The 15,726-nt window shown below is 62.6% G+C and carries 14 protein-coding genes; 7 read left to right on the top strand and 7 right to left on the bottom strand.

What is annotated here, in order from left to right:
* Positions 1 to 568: PEP-CTERM sorting domain-containing protein (locus tag AXK12_RS08690; protein WP_231863465.1), on the top strand; the 568-nt coding region annotated here is incomplete at its 5' end.
* A gap of 356 nt (positions 569 to 924) precedes the next feature.
* On the opposite strand, the gene AXK12_RS00785 is transcribed toward AXK12_RS08690, so the two are convergent.
* Both AXK12_RS00785 and guaB read right to left on the bottom strand, forming a co-directional pair.
* Entirely contained in the window at positions 925 to 2,457 is a 1,533-nt protein-coding gene (locus AXK12_RS00785) for an adenylosuccinate synthetase (RefSeq protein WP_068710878.1), read from the bottom strand.
* A gap of 228 nt (positions 2,458 to 2,685) precedes the next feature.
* Positions 2,686 to 4,356, bottom strand: coding sequence for an IMP dehydrogenase (gene guaB / locus AXK12_RS00790; protein ID WP_231863466.1), 1,671 nt, complete (start codon positions 4,354 to 4,356; stop codon positions 2,686 to 2,688).
* A 403-nt stretch (positions 4,357 to 4,759) separates the two neighbouring features.
* Between guaB and AXK12_RS00795 the strand changes: the two genes are divergently transcribed.
* The 3 genes from AXK12_RS00795 (at position 4,760) to AXK12_RS00805 (ending at position 7,715) form a co-directional block, all read left to right on the top strand.
* Positions 4,760 to 5,650 (top strand): enolase C-terminal domain-like protein, encoded by an 891-nt coding sequence (locus AXK12_RS00795; RefSeq protein WP_197456939.1) that lies wholly within the window; start codon positions 4,760 to 4,762, stop codon positions 5,648 to 5,650.
* Positions 5,632 to 6,891, top strand: coding sequence for an AMP-binding protein (locus tag AXK12_RS00800; protein WP_068710880.1), 1,260 nt, complete (start codon positions 5,632 to 5,634; stop codon positions 6,889 to 6,891). Before AXK12_RS00795 ends, AXK12_RS00800 begins: the two co-directional genes overlap by 19 nt.
* Before the next feature lie 332 nt (positions 6,892 to 7,223).
* The gene (locus AXK12_RS00805) at positions 7,224 to 7,715 is read left to right on the top strand and encodes an acyl-CoA thioesterase (RefSeq protein WP_068710881.1); all 492 of its coding nucleotides are present in this window, start codon (positions 7,224 to 7,226) and stop codon (positions 7,713 to 7,715) included.
* A 144-nt stretch (positions 7,716 to 7,859) separates the two neighbouring features.
* Here the strand turns inward: AXK12_RS00805 and AXK12_RS00810 are convergent, their stop codons facing one another.
* Positions 7,860 to 8,939, bottom strand: coding sequence for a pyridoxal-phosphate-dependent aminotransferase family protein (locus AXK12_RS00810; protein ID WP_068710882.1), 1,080 nt, complete (start codon positions 8,937 to 8,939; stop codon positions 7,860 to 7,862).
* Positions 8,940 to 9,061: 122 nt separating this feature from the next.
* Between AXK12_RS00810 and lpxK the strand changes: the two genes are divergently transcribed.
* The 3 genes from lpxK to AXK12_RS00825 all read left to right on the top strand — a co-directional run bounded on the left by lpxK (position 9,062) and on the right by AXK12_RS00825 (position 12,857).
* On the top strand, positions 9,062 to 10,492 hold the full coding sequence (lpxK, locus tag AXK12_RS00815) for a tetraacyldisaccharide 4'-kinase (RefSeq protein ID WP_068710883.1): 1,431 nt from the start codon (positions 9,062 to 9,064) through the stop codon (positions 10,490 to 10,492).
* A 157-nt stretch (positions 10,493 to 10,649) separates the two neighbouring features.
* On the top strand, positions 10,650 to 11,840 hold the full coding sequence (locus AXK12_RS00820; protein WP_082782532.1) for an aminopeptidase: 1,191 nt from the start codon (positions 10,650 to 10,652) through the stop codon (positions 11,838 to 11,840).
* A 54-nt stretch (positions 11,841 to 11,894) separates the two neighbouring features.
* Complete coding sequence (locus tag AXK12_RS00825; protein ID WP_068710884.1) at positions 11,895 to 12,857, top strand: RluA family pseudouridine synthase; 963 nt, start codon at positions 11,895 to 11,897, stop codon at positions 12,855 to 12,857.
* A gap of 45 nt (positions 12,858 to 12,902) precedes the next feature.
* Here the strand turns inward: AXK12_RS00825 and AXK12_RS00830 are convergent, their stop codons facing one another.
* The 4 genes from AXK12_RS00830 to AXK12_RS00840 all read right to left on the bottom strand — a co-directional run bounded on the left by AXK12_RS00830 (position 12,903) and on the right by AXK12_RS00840 (position 15,669).
* Complete coding sequence (locus tag AXK12_RS00830; RefSeq protein WP_068710885.1) at positions 12,903 to 13,991, bottom strand: Ppx/GppA phosphatase family protein; 1,089 nt, start codon at positions 13,989 to 13,991, stop codon at positions 12,903 to 12,905.
* Positions 13,988 to 14,737: a 16S rRNA (cytidine(1402)-2'-O)-methyltransferase gene (gene rsmI, locus AXK12_RS00835; RefSeq protein WP_068710886.1), complete on the bottom strand. Its 750-nt coding sequence runs from the start codon at positions 14,735 to 14,737 to the stop codon at positions 13,988 to 13,990. Before rsmI ends, AXK12_RS00830 begins: the two co-directional genes overlap by 4 nt.
* A gap of 443 nt (positions 14,738 to 15,180) precedes the next feature.
* Positions 15,181 to 15,345 carry a hypothetical protein gene (locus AXK12_RS09210; protein ID WP_197456940.1) on the bottom strand — a complete coding sequence of 55 codons (165 nt, stop codon included), beginning with the start codon at positions 15,343 to 15,345 and terminating at the stop codon, positions 15,181 to 15,183.
* A 141-nt stretch (positions 15,346 to 15,486) separates the two neighbouring features.
* Positions 15,487 to 15,669 carry a hypothetical protein gene (locus AXK12_RS00840; protein WP_068710887.1) on the bottom strand — a complete coding sequence of 61 codons (183 nt, stop codon included), beginning with the start codon at positions 15,667 to 15,669 and terminating at the stop codon, positions 15,487 to 15,489.
* Between the last annotated feature and the right edge of the window lie 57 nt (positions 15,670 to 15,726).

The raw sequence follows: 15,726 nt of genomic DNA on the forward strand, positions 1-15,726 counted from the left end.
TGAAGACCGAGATCCGCCAGATTCTCATAGGGGTAAGACCGACCCTGACTGGACTACGATTCCTGATCTCGGTAATGTGAATCTTACTAGTAGCAGTAAATCGGTGTATCTACCTGATTATGTTGCAGTTAGGATTCGTAATCTAAACGTTAGTACAGGGAAAGATGTATTGGCGACTGTGTATTTTGGTAAGCCCCATGCTGATCAGGGGTTATATATTGATAATATTTGGGTAAGTTATACTTCTTTTTTGGAGTTCGATACTAGCGGAGTTAGCTCTTATATAGGAGCCTATGTTTTTACTCGGGTAGATTATGGCTCTATTATTGGTCGGATTGGTTTTTATGATAAAGAGTTGGGAAGGCGTGCGGCTAAGTCTCAATATTGGGGATATGGCTGGTATCGGATTTCTGTCGATAAATATAGAGAGTGGAATCCGCCGATGGTTCCTGAGCCGAGCGCGTATGGCGCGGCCTTATTGGGACTTGGGCTTGGGGCCGTTGTTTTAAATCGACGAAGGGTTAAGAAAGCTCGGACGGGGAGCGCTCTAGGGGCTGTTCCCGTTTGAAACTCGAGCAGACTCTAATTAGGCTGCCAATCTGCCTCTTCCCACTGCGCGTGGTGCGGCAGCGTGTCGCTGCACCCATTTACAGAGCCGCTTGGTTGCCGTGCATGCGCACGGCAGCCAAGCGTTCGGTAGAAAGGAGCTCAAACTTGGAGGCGGGAGTTTACTGGTGATTTTCCCCACTTCGCCCAAACGGGTTATCACTCTACTTACCCCTTTCCTGTCGCAACGCGACAGGGCGGGTGCTTTCAAATTTGGGAATTGGTTTCGTCGCGAAGCGACGGGGCCAATTCCCAAATTGAACGGAAGCGGTCACTGACCGCCGCACCACGCGTAGTGGGAGTTAAAGTCGCTGTGGCTCAGGCCAGTTTCACCAATTCTGCGGTCGGGGGCAGGTCTTTGATGATTTGGGAAGGTTCGGGGCCGACGCCGAGGTAGCGTAGGCGGGGGAGGGCGGCGTCTGCGGGGCGGGCGACTCCTTCGTAGGCGACGTCGATCAGTGCGCGTAGCATGGCGGCGGTGTAGCGTTGGGCGTTGGCGGGCAGTTGGGCGAAGTGGCGGACTTGGGAGATGTCCTCGGCCCAGCCGGGGTAGCGGGTGTAAACGGGGCGCAGGGTTTTACGGATGGCTTCGTTGCGCGGGACGTGGGCGTAGCGGCGGCCGTTTGCGTCTTCGTAGGCGGTGCAGATTAGCAACTCGTCCGCGCCGGTGAGCGCGTCGATTTTATTAATCATGAGGTCGGCGAAGCCGCCGTAGCGCAGCGCGTCGCCTTTTTCCACGGCGTCGTACCAGCCGACCATCCGCTGGCGGCCGGTGCTGGTGCCGAACTCAAGTTTTTTGAGCCGCGCGGCGAGCGGGTGCGCGTCGTCCATTTGGGTGATGAAGGTGTGGGTGCCGACTTTGGTGTCGTAGGCTTTGGCGACGGCGATGGTGTGCAGGGCTTGCAGCGGGATGCCTGCGCTTTCGAAAAACTCGGGCACGTAGGTGTGCGAGGCGGTGACGTTGGGCGAGTAGCCGTGGCGTTTGTCGAGCCAGTAGGCTTGCCCAAACTCGCCGATGACGGAGCGGCCGGCAGATTGCTCGCGAAGGATGAGTTCGCGGACTTCGCCGATGTTGGCGGCGAGCGCAGTGCCCGCTTCCCAGTAAACGCGGGTGAGTTCGTCGAGCTTGAGGGTGAAGGCTTCGGTGCCGCGAAAGCGGGTGAAGTCGAACTCGTCGGGCGTGAAGAGGCCGAGTGCGAGTGCTTCTTCGTTGGCGCGGGTCTCGGCTGCGGTGAGCGTGTCGAAAAAGGCGGCAAAGCTCGCGGCATCGACGCGGTAGACGTGGCGGATGGTGTCGAGCGCGCGTTGGGCGCGTTGGGCGAGTTTGCGGGCGAAGTAGTTGGGCCCCGCCAAAAAGTCCGAGTAGGTGATTTGCCACTGGCCGACTTCTTCTTGGTAGGCAGGGGTGATGCCGCGTCCGGTGGAGCCGCGCGGTTCCTCGCCGAGTGTGTGCGTGCGGTAGTGCTCGGTCGCGAGGTCGAGGAGGCGGTGGCTGAGGTCGCTGACCATCGTCCGTTCGTCGATGCGCAGCCGGGAGAGGATGGCGTAGCCTTTGTGTTCGAGGGGGCGCGCTTCCCACCAGATTTTACGCGGGTCGGCGACGACGCCTGCGCCCATGCACAGGTGTGCGACGTCGGGGACGACGACGCCGGCGGGCAAGAGGTTGAGCTTGATGCCGCCTGCGGTGTGACCGGAGTTGGCCCCGCCGTTGACCTTGAGGACGACAGAGACTTGGGCGGGCGTGCCGCGCAGCTCGTCGGCGACTTCGGGGATGAGGCGGCCTTTACCTTCGTCGCCAAAGGAGATGCCGACATCGGCGATTAAGCGGCTGGAAAACAGGGAGGAGGACATGAGCGAGGGAGGAGGGAGCGTGTGTGCGTGTGTAGAAAGGAGAAGGGGCGTGGGGTGCCGTTTTTAGTGTGTCATGAAGGGGTAACTACGAAGTACGCAGGCGAGCTGTGCAGGAGATAGGGGCGGTGGGCGAAGCGCGAGGGACGGCCTCAGCCGCCGAGGCTGGCGCAGTCGTCGCCGCCAAGGCTGGCGCACCTGTCGCCCGCCGAGTTTTTGGCGTATAGCGCACTAATTACTGCGGGTGGAGACCTCGACGACATCGTGCGGGGCGGCTTCTTTTTGTCCGGCGGGGCTCACGCGGACGTAGCGCGCGCGCGCGCGCAGCTGCTCGAGGGTCGCTGCGCCGAGGTAGCCCATGCCGCTTTGCACGCCGCCGATGAGTGTGGCGAGCGTGTCGTCCACGGAGCCGGAAACCTCCTTGAGGGCCTCGATGCCTTCGGCGGTCAGTTTGCGTACGGTGTCGGCTTTGTCGTGTCCGTAGCGGGCGGCGGAGCCGGACTTCATCGCTGCGAGCGAGCCCATGCCGCGGTAGCTTTTGTAAAGTTTACCGCCGATTTCCATGATCTCGCCTGGGGCTTCGCGGCAACCGGCCAACAGGCCACCAAGGATGATGGCGTCGGCGAGCGTGAGGGCTTTGACGATGTCGCCGGACTTGGTAATGCCGCCATCGGCGATGAGGCGGACGCCGAGTTTGCGGGCGGACTGGGCGGCGAGGTGCAGTGCGGTGAGCTGCGGGATACCGACTCCGGCGACGATGCGGGTGGTGCAGATGGAGCCTGGGCCTTGGCCGATTTTTATGGAGCTGGCTCCCGCGCGGGCGAGAAACTCGACTCCGGCCCCACTGGTGACGTTACCCGCGATGATCGCGAGTTCGGGGAAGGCGTTGCGCACGAGCCGGACGAGTTCGCCGAGGCTTACGGTGTGGGCGTGCGCCGAGGAGAGCGCGACCGCGTCGATGCCTTCGGCGGCGAGGTTACCGATGTGTTCGAGGATGGCGTCGCGGTCGAGCGAGCCGTCGGGCTTGCGGTGAGGCGAGACGGCGGCCCCGACGACGAGTCGAAACTGCGCGTCGCGAGCGGGTTTGCGGCGGGCTTTGGCCTCGCTGGTGATTTTCTCGACGTCCGAGCTGGTCACGAGCCCGCGAAGCTGGTCGCGCGCGTTGACGACGAGCATTTTGTTAATGCCGATGTGGGCGTTGAAAAAGGCATCGGCGGCGGCGATCGGGTCTTGTGCGACGCGCTCCTCCGCTTCGGTGACGAGTGCGGCGCGCGGTGTCATGACTTCGGCGACGGTTTTTGCACGGTAGCGGTCTTTGACGACGCTACTGGAGAGTAGGCCCGCGAGTTGGCGGTCGGCGGTGACGACGGGGAAGGTGCTGAAGGTAAACTTGCGCTCCTCAATCATCGCGAGCACGTCGCTAATGGTGTCGGTCGGGGCGACGGTGATCGGGTCTTGGATGAGCCCGTGGATGTGCCGCTTCACGCGGGCGACTTCCTTCACCTGCTCTTTGGGCGGCATGTTGTAGTGGATGAGCCCGAGCCCGCCGTTGAGTGCCATGGCGATGGCCATGCGCGACTCGGTCACGGTGTCCATGTCCGAGGAAATAATCGGAATGGGCAGCCGCAGCGATTCAGAGAGGCTGGTCGCGGTGTCGGCCTCGCGAGGGAGGATTTCAGAGTAAAGCGTCGCGAGAGAAACGTCGTCGTAGGTGAGTGCCGCCGGCTGGTTGGCCTTAAAAAAGGCGTCTGCCGTGAGGTAAAAGGCGGCGTCCGCAGCGGTCAGCTCTGTAGGGCTCGGGGAGTCGCTCGTGTGCTTCGCTGTGGAGCTGAGCTCGGGGGCGGATGAGGGCGTGGCAACCTGTGTCATGAGTGCCGCAATCGGGATAGGGCGAGGCCGCATCCGTGCAACTGCAAAGAGGGGAAAGGCGCCGTCGCGGCTAGGGTCTGTTCCCGTTTCGCTTTGGGGAGTGCTTGGGGACGTTTCGGCGGCCTTGCCCAGTTTCGGTTTTTTGGATGGGCTGGGGCTTCTTCCACTTTTGATGAAAGCCCGAGTCGAATATCGCCCTTACTGCGTTCCGTTTCTGCGTCCGGTGCAGACCGCGCATGGAGTGTGGCGAGAGCGTCGAGGCGTGATTGCGCGGTGGGTGGGCGAGAGGGATGCGGGGCGGGCGGCGACTGGTGCGGTAGCGCGGGCGGCGACCAGTGCAGTGGCGCGGTCGGTGCATTACGCGGAGTCGGCTCCGTTACCGCATTTATCGGACGCGAAAACGGACGCGTGCAGTCCGTCATTTTCGGTGGCGCCCATGCCCCAAGACACTTCGCCGCGCGAGGTGGCCGCGCTTTTGCCGGCGGGGCGGTCGGCACTTGAGGCGCTGCGCGCGCGCCAGGCCGAGGGGTTCCGGGTGTTTAAGTGGAAGGTGGGGGTAGCCCGCGATCCTGCCGAGGAGCTCGATATACTGGAGGAGTTGTGCGCGGAGTTGGGCCAAGCCCGATTGGTGTCTGTGCCGACTAGGCCAAGGGATTTAGAGAGGGGCGAATCTCGCGAGTCCGCCACAACGCCCGCGGTGGCTCAGCGTCGCTTGAGGCTCGATGCGAATGGCAGTTGGACGCAGCGGATTGCGGAGCAGTGGTTAACGCGTTGCGCGGAGCCGCGACTTGCGGCGCGAATCGAGTTTATCGAGCAGCCGGTTTGGGACGGCGAGACGGCTGGCGAGCGACCAGGGGGAGTCGCTTATAATGCCCGCGGTGGCTCAGCGCAGAAACGGCGAGTCGATGACGTGTTGCGCGGGCTGAGTGCGGATTATCCGACGCGGCTTGCGCTCGATGAGTCGGTATCGAGCGATGGGGAGTTGCGCCGGTGGTTGGGCTGCGGTTGGCAGGGCGTTTATGTGGTTAAGCCGACCTTGCTCGCCGATCCAGCGGCGGTGTTGGGCGAGTTAGCGCGTGCTGAGGCGCGAGTGGTGTTTTCGAGTGCGCTGGAAACGGCAGTCGGCGCGAAGGCCGCGCTGCGCTGGGCCTTTGCGTGGCAGGGGCAGCAGGGAGACGGCGGAGCGGGAGAGCGTTACGCGCTGGGTTTTGGGGTGTATCCGCTTTTCCGCGACGCCGTATTTAACGGCCCGCGGGCGGTGCCGTTTTTGCGTTGGGAAGATGTCGAGGGAATTGATGAGGAGGGCCTATGGAACGCGCTTTGTTAGAGAGCGTTTTGCGCGAAACCGGCGTTGCGCAGAAACACGGTGAGACGCTGTTTCTGTGCGATCCGTATTGGTCGGCGAGCCAAGGGCAGGCTGCCGCGGCCATTGTGGCGACGGGGCGCGGTCGTAGGCCGAGCCGCGTCGCGATTGCGGACGAGGGCGCGGGATATTTGCCCGGTTGGCTGGCTATTCCTACCGGCGGGAGCAGTGGCGGGCTCAAGTTTGCGCGTCATGACGAGCGGACGCTGGGCGCGGCGGTTTTAGGGTTCTGTGCGCACTTTGACGTGGAGCGAGTTAACGCGGTGGATTGCCTGCCTGCTTGGCATGTGAGCGGGCTCATGGCGCGGCTGCGTTGTGCGGCGACGGGGGGCGTGCATTTGCCTTGGGATTGGAAACGACTGGAGGCGGGCGACTTCCCCAATCTGCCGCCGAGCGCGTGCGAAAACGGCGCCTCGTCGGGCTTGGCGGGAGGCTGGTTTCTCTCGCTCGTGCCCACGCAGTTGCAGCGGCTGTTAAAACAGGGAGAGCGGGCGCACAAATGGCTGCGCGCGTTTCACGCGGTCTTTATCGGCGGTGGGCCGCTTTGGCCGAGCTTGGCCGATGAGGCGGCAGCGTCGCAGCTGCCGATAGTTTTGAGTTATGGGATGACGGAGACGGGGGCGATGGTCGCCGCGCAGCGGCCGGGCGATTTCGCCGCAGGCGACCGCAGTAGTGGGGTGCCCATGCCGCATGCGCCGGTTTCAATTAACGCCGAGGGGCTTGTGTGCGTGCGCGGCGATTCGGTGATGCGTGGCTATTTCGGTGTGGAGCCCTGTAATGGGATTTTCACGACGGCGGACTTGGGGCGAGTTGATGATGCGGGGCGGCTCCACATCCTTGGGCGGCGCGACGAGGTGGCGATTAGCGGCGGGGAGAAAGTCGGCTTGAGCGAGGTCGATGCGGCCTTGCGTAGTGCGAAAAACAGCGCAGGGGACACGGTTTTTAAGGATGTCGCGGTGCTTGCGGTGCCCGATGCGGAGTGGGGCGAAGTGCTCGTGGCGTGTTATTTAAACGCAGATGCGGCCCCGCTTTCGGACGCAGTGATCGCCGCGGCTATGCGTGACCTCGCTCGACACCAGAGGCCGAAGCGGTGGCTGGCGTTTTCGCCCGAAGCGTGGCCGCGCAATGCCCAGGGAAAACTCAACCGCGCCGCACTCCGCGAAGCGGTCACAGACCTCCACTCCGCGTGGGGCGGCGGTCAGTGACCGCTTCCGTTTAATTTGGGATTTCGCATCGCGCTATCGCGCGAAGGCGAAATCCCAAATTTGAAAGCACTCTCCCCTGTCGCGTTGCGACAAGGGGAGTAGAGTGATAACCCGTTTGGGCGAGGAGGGTAAAATCACTAATAAACGCCCGCCGCCAATTTTGGGTTCCTTTTCAAAGAGCCGCTTGGCTGCTGTGTCTGACGGGCCGCCAACGAGCGGCCCGCAAAATAAAACAGCCTGCGGCTGCGCGGCTCGCGTTTGAAACGGGAACAGACCCTCGCTTACGCAGTAAGTCTGGACAGTTGAGGAGGCGGGCCCAAGTCCTCCTCGGTATGTCTTTCATTTACGAGCGCACAATTCGCTTGGCCGATACCGATGCTGCCGGAGTCGTGTTTTTTGCCAACACCCTCGCTCTTTGCCACGAAGCGTATGAAGCCGCGCTTGCTGCTGCAGGTTGCCCTGTGGCCGACTTTCTCGGGCGAGACAGCGACGTCCTAATCCCCATTGCCAAAGCCAGCACCGACTATCTGCGGCCTCTCTTTTGCGGTGACTTAGTCCGTATAACGCTACGGCCTACCCGGCTCTCCGAGGAGAGCTTCGCGATTGATTACGAAATCGTAGGGGGCAGCGGGAGTGTGCGCAGGCCGGCCTTAGCCGACAAGGCTGGCGCACTTGTCGCCGCCAACGCTTCCGCACTTGGCGCCGCCGAGCCACGCCCCAAAGTCGCCGCCCGAGCTCGCACTGAGCACGTCGCCACTTCACGCAGCAAACGGTGCCGGATCCCAGTCCCCGAAAAACTAGCCGCGTGGGTAGACGCGCTTTAAGCCATCTTATTTGGCGTAGTGGTGTTGCGGGGGCGGCCTCTAGCGAAGACCACTTTGCGGAGTGCGTCGCGGCTCGCGTTTCAAACGCGAGCAGACCCTAAGCGACTCTTTACAGGAGAGAGCCGCTTAGGTCGCTGCGTAAGCTCACTTGCTCAATTTCGCCAAGGCGGCGTCGAGTGCGGCGAGGAGTACGGCGATCGTTTCGTCGGTTTCGTCGCCCATGTTGGAGATGCGGAAGGTCTTGCCCTTGAGTTTGCCATAGCCGCCGTCGATGACGAGGGCGTGTTCCTCTTTGAGGAGCTTGTTGAGCGCGGGTAGGTCGATTTCGCGCGTGTTGGTGAAGCAGTTGAGCGAGAGCGAGCCGTAGCGGTCTTGAGGGAAGAGGGTGAAGCCGTTTGTGCGGCCCCAGTCGCGGACGCGGGCGTTTAGCCGGGCGTGTCGGGCGTAGCGGTTGGCGGGGCCCTCGGCGTGGATGTCCTCGAGCTTCGACTTGAGCGCGTAGATGAGCGGCACGACGGGCGTGCTGGGCGTCATCCCGTTTTCGTGGTTTTTCTGGAATTCTAAAAAGTCGAAGTAGTAGCCGCGGTCCTTGAGTGTGGCGGCACGTGCGAGGGCACGCGGCGACACGGAGGCGAGCGCGAGCCCGGGCGGCAGCGCGAGGGCCTTTTGACTGCCGGTCAGGAGCACGTCGATGCCGAGCGCGTCTTTCTCAATCGGCAGCACGCTAAAGGAGCTGACCGTGTCGACGATGGAGAGCACGTCCGGGAAGTCGCGCAGCACGGCCATGATGGCGGGCAAGTCGCTCATGGTGCCGGTGGAGGTCTCGTTGTGAATGAGCGTCACGGTGTCGTAGCCGCCTTGGGAGAGTTCGGCGCGGAGTGCCTCGGGATCGATGGCTTGGCCCCACTCTGTACGGAGTGCGCCGGCCTGCTTGCCGAGGCGGAGGGCGACGTCGAGCCACTTGTCGGAGAAGGCGCCGTTCATGCAGCAGAGGACTTTTTTGGCAACAAGGTTGCGTAGTGAGCCCTCCATGACACCCCATGCACTACTGGTCGATAAATAGACGGGGTCCTTGGTGTAAAACAGCGACTGGAGCTGCGGCTGGATGGACTGGTAGAGCGCGACAAAGTCGGTGCTGCGGTGACCGATCATCGGCTGCGCCATTGCGCGTAGCGTTTTTTCTGAGACGGCGATGGGGCCGGGAATGAAGAGTTTGTAGCTCATGGAAAGAGGCTGTACTTGGCGGCGTGTTGGGAGAGCTCTCGGGCCCGCCAAATCTGCGATTTTTAGACGAAAGCGACTTCCCAAAATGAGCGTCAACCCTCATTGCAGTCGAGCTCTACGGCATGTCGTCCTGGCTTAAGAGAAAAATCACCGCACTGGAGCTCTACACGATCGATGTGATCTTGGGGCGGCGCGCCGATGCGGGCGCAGTGATTTACGGGGCCTTTTTGGAGCTGCTGTCGTATTTGTTTAGCGGGATCGCCCAGCTGCGCTTGTGGCTTTATCGGCAGCGGATTTTGCACGACCAGCCGCTCGGTTGCTTGGTGGTCGTGGTGGGGAATTTGACGGTGGGAGGGACGGGCAAGACGCCGGTCGTGGAAAAGTTTGCGCGTGCCTTACAAGCGCGTGGGCGGCGGGTCGCGATTTTGAGTCGGGGGTATAAGAGCAAGGCACCGCCGCTGTGGCGGCGTTGGTGGTGGGCGATTAGCCACACGGCTGCGCCGCCGCCGCGTATCGTGAGCGATGGGGAGCAGCTGCTCCTCGATAGCGAAGAGGCGGGCGACGAGCCCTACATGCTCGCGCGCAACCTCCCGGGCGTGATCGTGCTTGTGGATAAAAACCGGGTGAAGGCCGGGGCCTACGCGATTAAACGCTTCGGCTGCGATACGCTCCTGCTGGACGACGGCTTCCAATACCTGCCGCTCAAAGGGCAACTCAACTTGCTCCTCGTCGATAAAACGAACCCCTTCGGCAATTCGCACCTGCTGCCGCGCGGCACCCTGCGCGAGCCGATTAAGCACCTGCGGCGTGCCTCTTACGTTTTTCTCACCAAGAGTAACGGTGAGCGTGATGCGGAGCTCGAAGCGATAATCGAGCGTTACAACCCTGGGGTAGACATCATTGAGTGCACGCATCAGCCGCAGTATTTGCAGCGCTTGGGGGCGAAGCGGCGCGCCAGTGCTGCCAGTGGGGGCTTCCCTAGTGTCGGTTCGCACGCGATCGCAGAGCGTGGCGCGCCGGCGTCCGTAGCGGATTCCGTAAAAAAGGCGACCGGCGCTGCGGAGGGCCTTGCGCCAAGCTCGCGCGTCGCGATTGCCGCCGAGGACTCGCCCTCTAGCCAAAGTCGCGCCGCTGCCGCCGAGACGCATGCCGCTGTCGCTGCCGATCAACAGCAGCCGCTCTCTTTTCTCAAAGGCCGACGCGTCGCGGCGTTTTGCGGAATCGCGACTCCGGAGAGTTTTTTTAAATTTTTGACCGACTACGGAGCGGAGCTTGTCGCGCGCGAACGCTTCCCCGATCACTATCGCTATGCGGAGGCGGACTTTGTGGAGCTCGCGGCACTCGCCCAGCGCACGGGCGCAGAGTGCCTCATCACGACCGAAAAAGACGCGGTGCGCATCCCCTACGAGCGTGCGTGGGGCTGCCCCGTTTATTACCTGCGGCTCGAGATCGATATCTTGCGCGGAGCAGCCGACTTCGACGAAGCGGTGAGCCGCATCTGCTTCCCCGAGGGGGCGACTCGCCCCCAGCCACTCAGCTCGCGGACAGCCTGAGCCGCAGGCGAGTGGCGCTACCGTGCCGTCGGCACGGGGAGGGGAGCGCGCAGAGCTAGGCGCTGTCCCGTTTCACTTTGGTTTGCGGCGGGGCGAATGTTGGCGGAGCTCGGGCACAAAGCCTTGCGGGGCTGTGGTGCGCGGCTTCGTATGACGCATGATTATTGATCCGCGTTATGAGGAGTTGGCCGCCGGGCTGACTTCGTTTTCGACCGAGCTGCGTAAGGGCGAGCGCGTCCTAATTGATGCGTTTGATGTGCCCGATGCCATCGTGATTGCACTGGTGCGTGCGGCGCGAGCGCAGGGGGCGCATCCTTATGTGCAACTGCACCGTGCGCGGATTACGCGCGAGCTGATGCTTGGGGCGGAGGCCGCCCAATACGAGCCACTCGCCCGCGTCGAGAAGCTGCGTATGGAGGATATGGATGCCTACATCGCGCTGCGCGGCTCGGATAATATTTTTGAGACGGCGGACGTGCCGAGCGACCGGCTCCAGCTCGTGAGTCGGCTCATGAAGCCCGTCTTAGAGCACCGCGTGAACAAGACGAAGTGGGTCGTCTTGCGCTGGCCTACTCCGGCGATGGCGCAGCAGGCGTCGATGAGCACGGAGGCCTTTGAGGACTTTTATTTCCGCGTCTGCACGCTCGACTACCGGCGGATGATTCCCGGGATGGCCGCGCTCGCTAAACTCATGGCGGCGACCGACCGTGTGCACATCAAGGGCCCAGGCACGGACTTGCGTTTTTCGATCAAAGGCATCGGCGCAAAAGAGTGCGGCGGGCAGCGCAACATTCCCGATGGCGAGGTTTTCTCTTGTCCGGTCAAAGACTCAGTCGAGGGCGTTATCCAGTACAACGCGCCGACGACCTACCTCGGCACCTCGTTTGACAACGTCCGGCTGGGCTTCAAGCGCGGGAAAATCGTTGAGGCGACTGCCAACAACACCAAGCGGCTCAACGAGATTCTCGATAGCGATGCGGGCGCGCGCTACATTGGCGAGTTCGCCATCGGGTTTAATCCGCACATTCTGGAGCCGATGCGCGACATCCTCTTCGACGAGAAGATTGCCGGCTCCTTCCACTTCACGCCTGGCCAAGCCTACGAGGATTGCGGCAACGGCAACCGCTCTCAAATCCACTGGGACATGGTCTGTATCCAGCGGCCCGAATACGGCGGCGGGGAGATTTGGTTCGACGGCAAACTCGTCCGTAAAGACGGGCTTTTCGTTCCGGCGGCGCTCCAGAAACTCAACCCAGACTACCTGCTCGATACGCCGAGCAAGGCGGCCAAGCCCGCCGCCAAAAAGAAGTCGGCCCCGGCGAAAAAGCCGTCCGCTGCGAAACGCTAAGCCCCCGCGCGCTCTCAGTGTTTCCCGCCCTGTCGCTCTTAGCTTCCGCTCCGCATGCCTGACGCTCCCACCGAATACACCGTCCCGCTCGGCAGCCGCCGCGCGCGTGCGGACAAGGTGCTCGCCGCCGCCTTTCCCGAGCACAGCCGCGTCGCGTGGCAACGCGCGTTGTGCGCCGGATTGGTCGCTGCCGATGGCATCGCGATTAGCCAAGCGGACAGCGTCAGCGCGGGGCAGCGGATCACCTTTAGCTTCCCGCAAACCGAGCCGCTCGCGCTTCGCCCCGTATCCATCCCGCTCGATGTGGTGTTTGAGGACGAGCACCTCCTGGCGATTAACAAAGCCTCGGGGATGGTCGTGCACCCGGGCGCGGCGACCGGTGAGGACACGCTTGTGCATGCGCTGCTCGCGCATTGCGCGGGACAGCTTAGCGGCATCGGCGGTGTGGAGAGGCCGGGCATTGTCCACCGGCTCGATCGAGAAACCTCGGGGCTGATGCTCGCGGCCAAGACCGATGCCGCGCATCGCGGGCTCTCCGAGCAATTTGCCGAGCGGCGTGTTTTTAAGGAATACCTCGCGCTCGTGAGCGGACGCCCGCAACTGCTGAGCGGCGTGGTCAAAAGCCCGATCGGTCGCAACCCAAACCACCGGCATAAAATGGCAGTCGTGCCACCCGAAAAGGGCGGCAAGCCCGCGCATACGGATTGGGACTTGGTCGAAGGGTTTCGCGACTGGGCGGCACTGATGCGATGCACGATTCACACGGGCCGCACCCACCAAATCCGCGTGCACCTGCACTCGCTCGGGCATCCGCTGTTGGGTGACGCCGTTTACGGGTGGTCGCTAAAAAAGATGCCGCTGCCCGTTGAAATTTCCGAAACGCCCGCACGGGTAATGCTCCACTCCGAGCACCTCGCGTTTACGCATCCGGTTACGGGCGCGTCGCTCGATTTGCGGGCCGAGCTTCCGCGAGATATGCGCGCGTTAATCGAGCAGTTACGAGGAGTGTGTCGTTAGGGGCTGTTCCCGTTTCAAACGTGGCCCGTCCCTTCGGGCGGCGCGCTAGCGCAGCGCTCGCTGTCCTGTGCACGTCGCTAATAACTCAGCGGCGATTCCGTAGCGCAGATTGTAGGTCGAGTGTTGCAGTCCAGAGAAGCCGCCGAGGTCGAGCACGGTGAGCATCGTCGTGAGCGCGGTGGGCAGGATGTCGGCTCGGCCCGGGGAAATCCCTGGGAGCCGCCGCCGCTCGGCGAGCGGAAGCCGTGCTGCCTTTTCCAATACCTGCTCAATCGTTTCGCGCGGGAGAAAAGGCGGGGCCAGCGAGGGCTCGGCGGCGACCAGTGCGGAAGCGTTGGCGGCGGCAGGTGCGCCAGCCTTGGCGGCTAAGGCCGGGCTGCGCAGCTCGCTCGCCAGCATTTGGCGGACATTAAACCAAAGTCCGCCGGTGCCGATGGCGGTCGGCTGCGCGTCGGCATACGGCGGGGCGCAACCGAACGCGAAACCCGCGTGGGCGAATGCTTCGGTGACATGGCTGCGAATCGCCTCGCGCTCATCTGCGGCGAGCGTGGCTTCGGGGTTTTTCACGAAGCGGCGCATCAGCCGCACGCTGCCGAGCGGCAGGCTTTGCGCGGTGACGAGTTTGCCCGCCCGGAGCGCGAGGCACTCTAGGCTGCCACCGCCGAGATCGAAGGCGTAGAGGCTTTGGGCCTGGGTTTTTGCTGATTGCAGAGTCGGGTCGCAGAGGAGTCCGCGCCCGATCGCTTCGGCTTCTTCCGCGCCCGAAAGAATGCGAATCGAGTGTCCGGTTTTTGCGCGGACGAGGTCGATGAATTCGGCGCCGTTTGCGGCGTCGCGCAGCGCACTGGTTCCTACGAGTGCGACTTGGGCTGGGGCGTAGGCGCTGCAGTCGGCGAGGAGGGCTTCGATCGCGGTGAGTGCCGCGGTCATTGCCTCGTGGGCGAGTTGCGAGCGGCCCTTTACCCAGTCTGCACCCGAGCTGATTCGCGCCTCGATGGAGCGTGAGAAGAGGGCTTCGACCGCTTCGGGTGTGGATGTCGTGGCATTGGCACTACGCCGTTGAGCGATGAGGTTCTTTATCGAGTTACTGCCGATATCGATGACGGCGACTGGTGAGCAGTCCGGGCTAATCATAGCACAAAGCCTTGCGGGGCGATTAGGAGGACGAACTCGCCTTTGAGGCTGGCTTGGGAAAGCGCGTCGCGGACTTGGGCTGCTGGGCCGACGAGGAAGCTCTCGTGGAGCTTGGTCAGCTCCTTGGCGACACAGATGACGCGTTCGGGGCCGAGGCTGTCGTGAAGCTCGGTGACGGCTTTTTCGATGCGGTGGCAGCTTTCGTAGAGGATGAGCGTGTAGGCGAAGTCGCGGTGTTTCTCGAAGAAGGCGATGCGGGCCGCACTCTTTGGCGGCAGGAAGCCGACAAAGAGAAATCCGTTACTCGGGAGCCCGCTCGCGCTGAGCGCAGCAGCGAAGGCGCAAGGGCCGGGGACAGGGACGACGGGGAGCGCACGACGGCGAGCGGCGCGCACGAGCCGAAACCCCGGGTCGCTAATCGCAGGCGTGCCCGCGTCGCTGACGAGCGCGACCGATTTTCCGCTGGCCAGTTCGTCGGCGAGTTTTGGCGCAAGCTCGCGTTCGTTGTGATCGTGGTAGGAGACGAGGGTTTTGTGCGGGAGTCCGAGCCGCGCAAGGAGTTGGCCGGTCGTGCGTGTGTCTTCGCAGGCGAGCAGGTCGGCCTGAGAGAGGATGCTGCGGGCGCGCGGGCTTAGGTCGTGGAGGTTGCCGATGGGCGTGGCGACGACGTAGAGGTGCCCGGGGAGCACGGTGAGCGATGTGTTGGGCTTGGGTTCTGACAGGGCCATCGGGAGTCGAAGACTCATTTATTTAGCGCGTCGCAGGCGCAGTCCGTTTCTTTCGTTTTGACGACGCATTACGGATGAGAGACGGCGCATTTGTCGCCGCTGCGTCAAGGTCAGGAGGCTCCACTACGCGTGGGGCGGCAGCGTGTCGCTGCACCCATTTACAGAGCCGCTTGGTTGCTGTGCATTCGCACAGCAACCAAGCGGCTCTGTAGAAAGGAACCCAAACCTTGGAGGCGGGAGTTTATTAGTGATTTTTCCCACCTCGTCCAAACGGGTTATTACTCTACTTTCCCTTTTACGACTCGCCCTGTCGCAACGCGACAGGGGGGAATCCTTTCAAATTTGGGATTTCGCTTTCGCGCGATAGCGCGATGAGAAATCCCAAATTAAATGGAAGCGGTCACTGACCGCCGCCCCACGCGTAGTGGAGCTCAGAGAGAGCGGTCACTGACTACGAAGGCTTACATTCCGGGTTGAGAGAGGCCGGGGATTTGGCCTTCCCAGTCGGCGGGGCGGCTCCAGGGGATCGAGGAGTCGCGGTTGGTGCGAGTGATGCAGCCGCTGCTAAAGAGTGCGCCGAGTGCGAGGAGGAGGAGTGCGGCGAGGTGACGGGTTTTTAGGTTCATCTAGGGAAGAAGGAGAGAGAGGAGAGCGGGAGACTTAATTTCTGCAAGGCGAGAAGCGCTGGGAGGGCTCTCTCCTGTCGTCTTGCGACAGGAACACGGGGACTGATTTTGTTGCCGGACGGTGCAGCAACGAATGCGCCGCTAATTAAAGCCCCTTGTAATGATGGGTTCTGGCTCGGGGAGGTATTCTTCCTCGTAGCCGTAGGCGGGGTAGCTGCTGGGAATCGCGGAGCCGATGGCTTCGAGCGTTTTGCAGCCGCTGCTAAAGAGTGCGCCGAGTGCGAGGAGGAAGAGTGCGGCGAGGTGACGGGGTTTGAGGTTCATGTCGGGAAGAAGGAAAGCGGGGGACTTAATTTCCGCAAGGCGAGCCGCGCTGGGAGG

It is taken from the genome of Cephaloticoccus capnophilus, assembly GCF_001580045.1.
Classification (GTDB): domain Bacteria; phylum Verrucomicrobiota; class Verrucomicrobiia; order Opitutales; family Opitutaceae; genus Cephaloticoccus; species Cephaloticoccus capnophilus.